Annotated in this window: 3 protein-coding genes and 1 pseudogene; all 4 read left to right on the plus strand. The window is 47.4% G+C overall.

From position 1 onward, the window contains the following. Positions 1 to 170: 170 nt before the first annotated feature. Complete coding sequence (locus IM477_RS07325; protein ID WP_287731153.1) at positions 171 to 2,207, plus strand: PP2C family protein-serine/threonine phosphatase; 2,037 nt, start codon at positions 171 to 173, stop codon at positions 2,205 to 2,207. 114 nt (positions 2,208 to 2,321) lie between these two features. Next, the gene (locus IM477_RS07330; RefSeq protein WP_002798288.1) at positions 2,322 to 3,371 is read left to right on the plus strand and encodes a hypothetical protein; all 1,050 of its coding nucleotides are present in this window, start codon (positions 2,322 to 2,324) and stop codon (positions 3,369 to 3,371) included. A 149-nt stretch (positions 3,372 to 3,520) separates the two neighbouring features. Continuing rightward, on the plus strand, positions 3,521 to 5,119 hold the full coding sequence (locus IM477_RS07335) for a SpoIID/LytB domain-containing protein (RefSeq protein WP_190722542.1): 1,599 nt from the start codon (positions 3,521 to 3,523) through the stop codon (positions 5,117 to 5,119). A 240-nt stretch (positions 5,120 to 5,359) separates the two neighbouring features. Further along, positions 5,360 to 5,492, plus strand: a pseudogene (locus IM477_RS07340) (RNA-guided endonuclease TnpB family protein); the annotation flags it as partial.

The following is a 5,492-nucleotide window of genomic DNA, read 5'->3' on the forward strand; positions in this document are numbered from 1 at the left end:
TAGAGCGACCATAAGACCAGAACAGAGTAAATCTGTTAAGGCAGCTGCGAAAAATCCTTCGGGAAAGAAGCAGAAACCCAAATCGTGAGGTTTGGGAATCGCCGTCCGTTTTACGGCGGCGAGGATGTCAATAACCTATACTAACCGAGCTTTAGGAGTCAGCAGTTTTCATGGATTCCGTGACAACCCTCCAATGTCAAAACCTAACCTGTCTATCCCCGAACGCTCTCACTAATAGATTCTGTGAAAAATGCGGTACTCCTTTAGTTAAGCGCTATTTATGGATGATGGGTGATTGGGTGAGAACCTATTATCATGTTGGCGAGCTAATTGATAATCGTTATTTGGTCAAACAACCACAAATTGTTCTTGATACTAAACCCGCTCAAGCACCCCAAGCGCCGGACGAACCTCCTAGCTGGATTTCCCTCTACCTAAAATTGTTACCCTTCCATCTCCACATTCCCCAAGTCTATGGCTATATTCCCAGTCCCGATGAACGCTTAAATATGGACATCTGGCTGTTGGAATACGGCACTATTCCCCTCGACGAAACGGGAGAATTAATTTATCCAGAACTATTGCCCACTCTGGCCGAGGTTTGGTCGCAAGCTTCTGATTTAAGGCAAATTCACTGGTTATGGCAAATGGCCAAACTCTGGTATCCCCTTCAGAGAAAAGCTGTGGTCTCTAGTCTGCTTAACCCTTCTCTGACGAGAGTGAATAATCAGCTGCTGCAATTGCTAGAATTAAGCAAAGACGAGGCTACCGCTCCCAATTTACGAGATTTAGGGGCCCTGTGGGCCGGTCTGATGCCGACGGCAGCCGCTAATATTCAAGATTTTCTCGCATCCCTGACCCAAGAGCTAGAATCCGGTGATCTCGATCGCCCGGAATCCCTGATCGCTATCCTCGATTATGCACTACAGCACTACGGTGGAGGTCAAGAACGCAGCTATGAGATTTTTACCCGCACCGATACCGGTCCGCTGCGGGAACACAACGAGGATGCCTGTTATCCCCCGACTAATCAGGCCATAACCCTCGCTCACGGTCAAAATCCCCTGGCGATTGTCTGTGATGGCATCGGCGGTCAGGAAGGGGGCGAAATCGCTGCTCAATTGGCGATCGAAACCCTGCCTAGGGAAATTAATCGCAGTGCCCCCACTGATATGGAAGTCTATCCCGATAGTCACAGTCTTGTCCTCGAACAGGCGATTCGTGTCACCAATGATCTGATCAGTCAACGCAATGATCAGGAGTCAAGACAAGATCGTCAGCGCATGGGTACGACTCTAGTTATGGCTTTTGCCCAGGCCCAGGAAATGTACGCGGCCCATGTGGGGGATTCCCGCATCTATTGGATTACTGCCCACAGTTGTCATCAAGTGACGGTGGATGACGATCTCGCTTCCAGGGAAGTGAAATTAGGCTATCTCCTCTATCGTGATGCCATACAGTATCCCAACGCCGGGGCCTTGGTGCAAGCTTTGGGCATGAGTAGCGCCACTAATCTCCATCCCACGGTTCAGAGGTTGATTATTGATCAAGATTGTGTTTTTCTCCTCTGTTCCGATGGTTTAAGTGATTACGATCGGGTAGAACAATACTGGGACAGTGAAATTGTGCCTCTTTTGCGAGGAGAGAAAAATGTAACCGCCGTGGGGGAAAGTTTATTACAACTAGCTAACCAGAAAAACGGTCACGATAACTCCACCATCGCCCTAGTTTATTGTCGGGTAGTTCCTGCGGCTGAACCTATCAGGCCTTTAGTTTATGCTCAGGCCAAAGAACAAATTATTCCCGATCTTAATGACCAAGATTTTGATTACAGCGGGGACACCTACCCCGGAGAAGAAGTGGTGACAGCAATACCCACTCCCCCCCCCGCATCTTCTTCGGTTTCTAGTCGTACTTCTCCCCCCGCACCCACTAGGGTTTCACCCCTAGTCGTAGTAGTGATCGCTGTCGGTGTTCTCGGTTTGCTGGCTGCGATCGCTTGGCAATTCCTGAGTCGTCATCCCGCTTCCAATCCATCGATTTCTCCCGCACCTGTCACCAGTCCGAGTCCCACTCCAGTGACGACACCTTCCGCACCTGTCACCAGTCCCACTCCGGTGACGACACCTTCCGCACCTGTCACCAGTCCCACTCCGGTGACGACACCTCCCGCACCTGTCACCAGTCCCACTCCCCCCAATCCCTAATTCCCACTTCCCCACTTCCCCACTTCCCTATATGTGGCTGATGATTAATCGACTTGTCGGGGGTTGCCAGAGCGAGTTAAGATAAAATGCCCGATTAACTGCCGAGTCTATCCTATGGTTGATGCTGCGACGTTCTCCTCCGACACCTCCGCGATCATTGATGCCTTTGAAACGCCTCTAGAGTTTAACTTTCAACTGCCAGATCCCGAAGATGAAACCATCCAAGATCATGACTTTCAGCAGCAACTGGATTCTTTTTGGAAAGTTTGCGATCGCTTTGATTTGCAAACGGAAATCTGGCGGGGGCGAATTTTGCGAGCTATTCGCGACCGGGAAAAGCAAGGCGGTGATAGTCGCGGTACAGGCTTTTTGAACTGGTTAAAACAGCGAGAAATCACTAAAAGTCAAGCTTATGCTCTGATTCAATTGGCTAATAGTGCTGATACTCTCCTGGCAGAAGGACAACTGGATCCCGATAGTATCAATAATTTTAGTAAACGCGCCTTCGTGGAAACGGCCAAATCTGCCCCCGAAATTCAAAAATTAGTCAGTGATGCGGCCCGACAAGGGGAGAGAATTACCCGTCGGGAGGTGAAGCAATTGGCCGATGAATGGACAGCGATGAGTTCAGATTTACTACCCGATGAAGTGAAAGAAAAAGCCAGCGACGGCAGTTTACCGGCGCGTCATCTCGCCCCCTTAGTGAAAGAATTAGAAAAGTTACCCGATACTCATATCGACACTCTCCGTCAAGAAATCGCCGCTAATCCCGATGTGGACACGGTAAAATTAATCACCTCGGAAGCACGCAGTTTAGCCAAATATCTCGATGCGGCGGCCCAAGTACAAACTCTCCGACGGGGTAATTTAGATATCGAAATGGCTCTAGAAGAAGCTTTGCGCGTCGATTGTCTAAATACGGCGGCGGACCTGGTTAAACAAGCCACACAATTAGAGCAAGCCGTAGCTAAACTTTATACTACTTGGAAACGTTTAGGTAGTTTGTCCGATCGCCTCTATGTGGATACGGGAGCAAGTAATCCCCATCTGCGATCGATGTTAACCTGTTTGGAAAGTTTAACCAGTGAAGTGATCGAAGTAGAACTGGATGAAGGTGGACAAAAAATGGTACGTTTACGCATTATCAGCGATGGGGGAAGTTAGGTGCTTTGTTGGGTGTTGGGTGTTGGGGTGTTGGGGTTTTAGTTGAAATTCCCTCATTACCCTATTCTCCCATTCCCCTAACGGCTTGCTGCTATAATCTCTGAATATCCTCAACTTTTATGAAAACTTATTAACAGATAATTGACTTTATGCTAAAAATCAAGGAAAAAAAACAAATAATTAGCATCGGTTCCATAACTGCGGCGATCTTGCTCAGTTTAACCCTAATTCCTGCCGCTATAGCCAAGGATGTCCTTCTGAGATTGGGCATTGTCCAACGTTTTGGCGATGAAGCCAAGGAAAAATTAACCCTGAGTAGTACCAGTGGTGATAATCTCACCCTGCGCGTGGTGGGAGAAGATGGCCAATCCCAAACCCTGCAAACCAATCGCCTACAATTAGAAGTTATTCCCCGTCCTCTCGCTTCTCCCATCCTGCAAGAAAAAGTCATTTTGAGCGACCACGCCACCTTTGAAACCGCCGAAAATAGTGCCAAAAATTGGGCAAAAATGGGCATTAAAGTGGAAATTACCCAGCCCGGACGCTGGCAGGTTTGGGCAAAGCGAGAAGTTTATGAAAATCCCCTAGTGCGACGTTGGTTGCTGACCAGTTTGCAAGCCAAAGGCTACAATCAACCCTATATTAATAGTGTTTTACTCAAAGAAAAGCCGCAAGTTTCTTTCCAAATCAACGGGGTGCGCTATTTTCCCAAAGAATTAGAAATCGAGAGCCAAAAAAACCTGATTCAAGTCACCCATAGCCCCGATCAGTTACGTTTGTACGGGGGAACTATGCGCCTACAGCCCAACGCCTACGGCACTTTTACCCTAGTTAATAACGTTCCCCTCGAAACCTACCTGCGCGGGGTTGTACCCCACGAAATCGGTCATGATGCCCCGGAAAGCGCCACCCAGGCGCAAACTATTATCGCCCGCACCTACGCCCTCCGCAATCTCCGCCGTTTTCAAGCCGATAATTACGAACTCTGTGCCGATACCCATTGTCAAGTTTATTATGGATTGACCGGAACTAATCCCCGGGCTGATCAAGCGATCGCGGCCACGCGAGGCCTGGTTTTAACCTACCAAAATGAGTTAGTGGATGCCCTTTATTCCTCTACCACCGGCGGAATAACTGCCCTCTTTAGTGATGTTTGGGATGGGGAGGAAAGACCTTATCTCCGGGCAGTGGTGGACTCCCCCAATCGAGTCTGGGATCTCTCGAAACAATCTCTCGCTAATGAGACAACTTTTCGCCAGTTTATTAATCTTAAAGATGGTTTTAATGAGACGGGCCGACGGGTTTTTCGCTGGCAAAAACAAGCTTCTTTAGCTGATTTGAGTCAAGACCTAGAAACCTATCTAAAACGCAGAAAACATCCCCTCGCCCATTTCCAGAAAATCCAATGGATGGAAGTGACTAAGCGCTCTCCTTCCGGTCGGATTCTGACTATGACCGTTCAAACCGATAAGGGGATTTTGGAACTGCATAAAAATGAGGTGCGTAGTGCTTTGGGACCGCCTCGCAGTACCCTATTCTACATCGATCCTATCTACGATACCAATCGACAGATCCAGGGTTATAACTTTATTGGTGGCGGTTTTGGCCACGGGGTAGGATTAAGTCAATTTGGTTCCTATAATTTAGCCCGTTTGGGTTGGTCTCCCGAACAAATTCTCGCTTTCTATTATCCCGGCACCACCATTCAACCTCTCAATAATTCGATTGTCTTTTGGCGAGGAAATTAAGCAGTTATCAGTTATCAGTTTCTGAAGGCAATAGGCAATAGGCAATAGGCAAGAGAAAGGCTCTGACAATTCTCCTACCTAAAAAGAGGATTAGAAACTAAGTAGATCAAATATTTGACTAAAATTTACCGAAATTTTGGGTTAAAGCCCCGTCCTTTTAGGACGGCTTTTTAAACTATAGCTTGTTAACTTAACTTTTATTGTGCTATACTGATTTTATCTAAGTAACCCGTGCGTAAAATGTTTGTCTTAGAGTTTAAAGTTAAAGCTAAAACTCAACAGTATCAAGCCATAGACGATGCTATTCGTACTGCTCAATTCATCCGTAACAAATGTGTAAGGTTATGGATGGATACAAAAGGTACGGGTAAGA

Origin of the sequence: Microcystis sp. M090S1, from assembly GCF_020246295.1 — a bacterium.
GTDB lineage: Bacteria > Cyanobacteriota > Cyanobacteriia > Cyanobacteriales > Microcystaceae > Microcystis > Microcystis aeruginosa.

Bases quoted from the DNA above. Each gene is read 5' to 3' on its own strand.
- IM477_RS07325 (WP_287731153.1), top strand. From the start codon at position 171: ATGGATTCCGTGACAACCCTCCAATGTCAAAACCTAACCTGTCTATCC.
- IM477_RS07330 (WP_002798288.1), top strand. From the start codon at position 2,322: ATGGTTGATGCTGCGACGTTCTCCTCCGACACCTCCGCGATCATTGAT.
- IM477_RS07335 (WP_190722542.1), top strand. From the start codon at position 3,521: ATGCTAAAAATCAAGGAAAAAAAACAAATAATTAGCATCGGTTCCATA.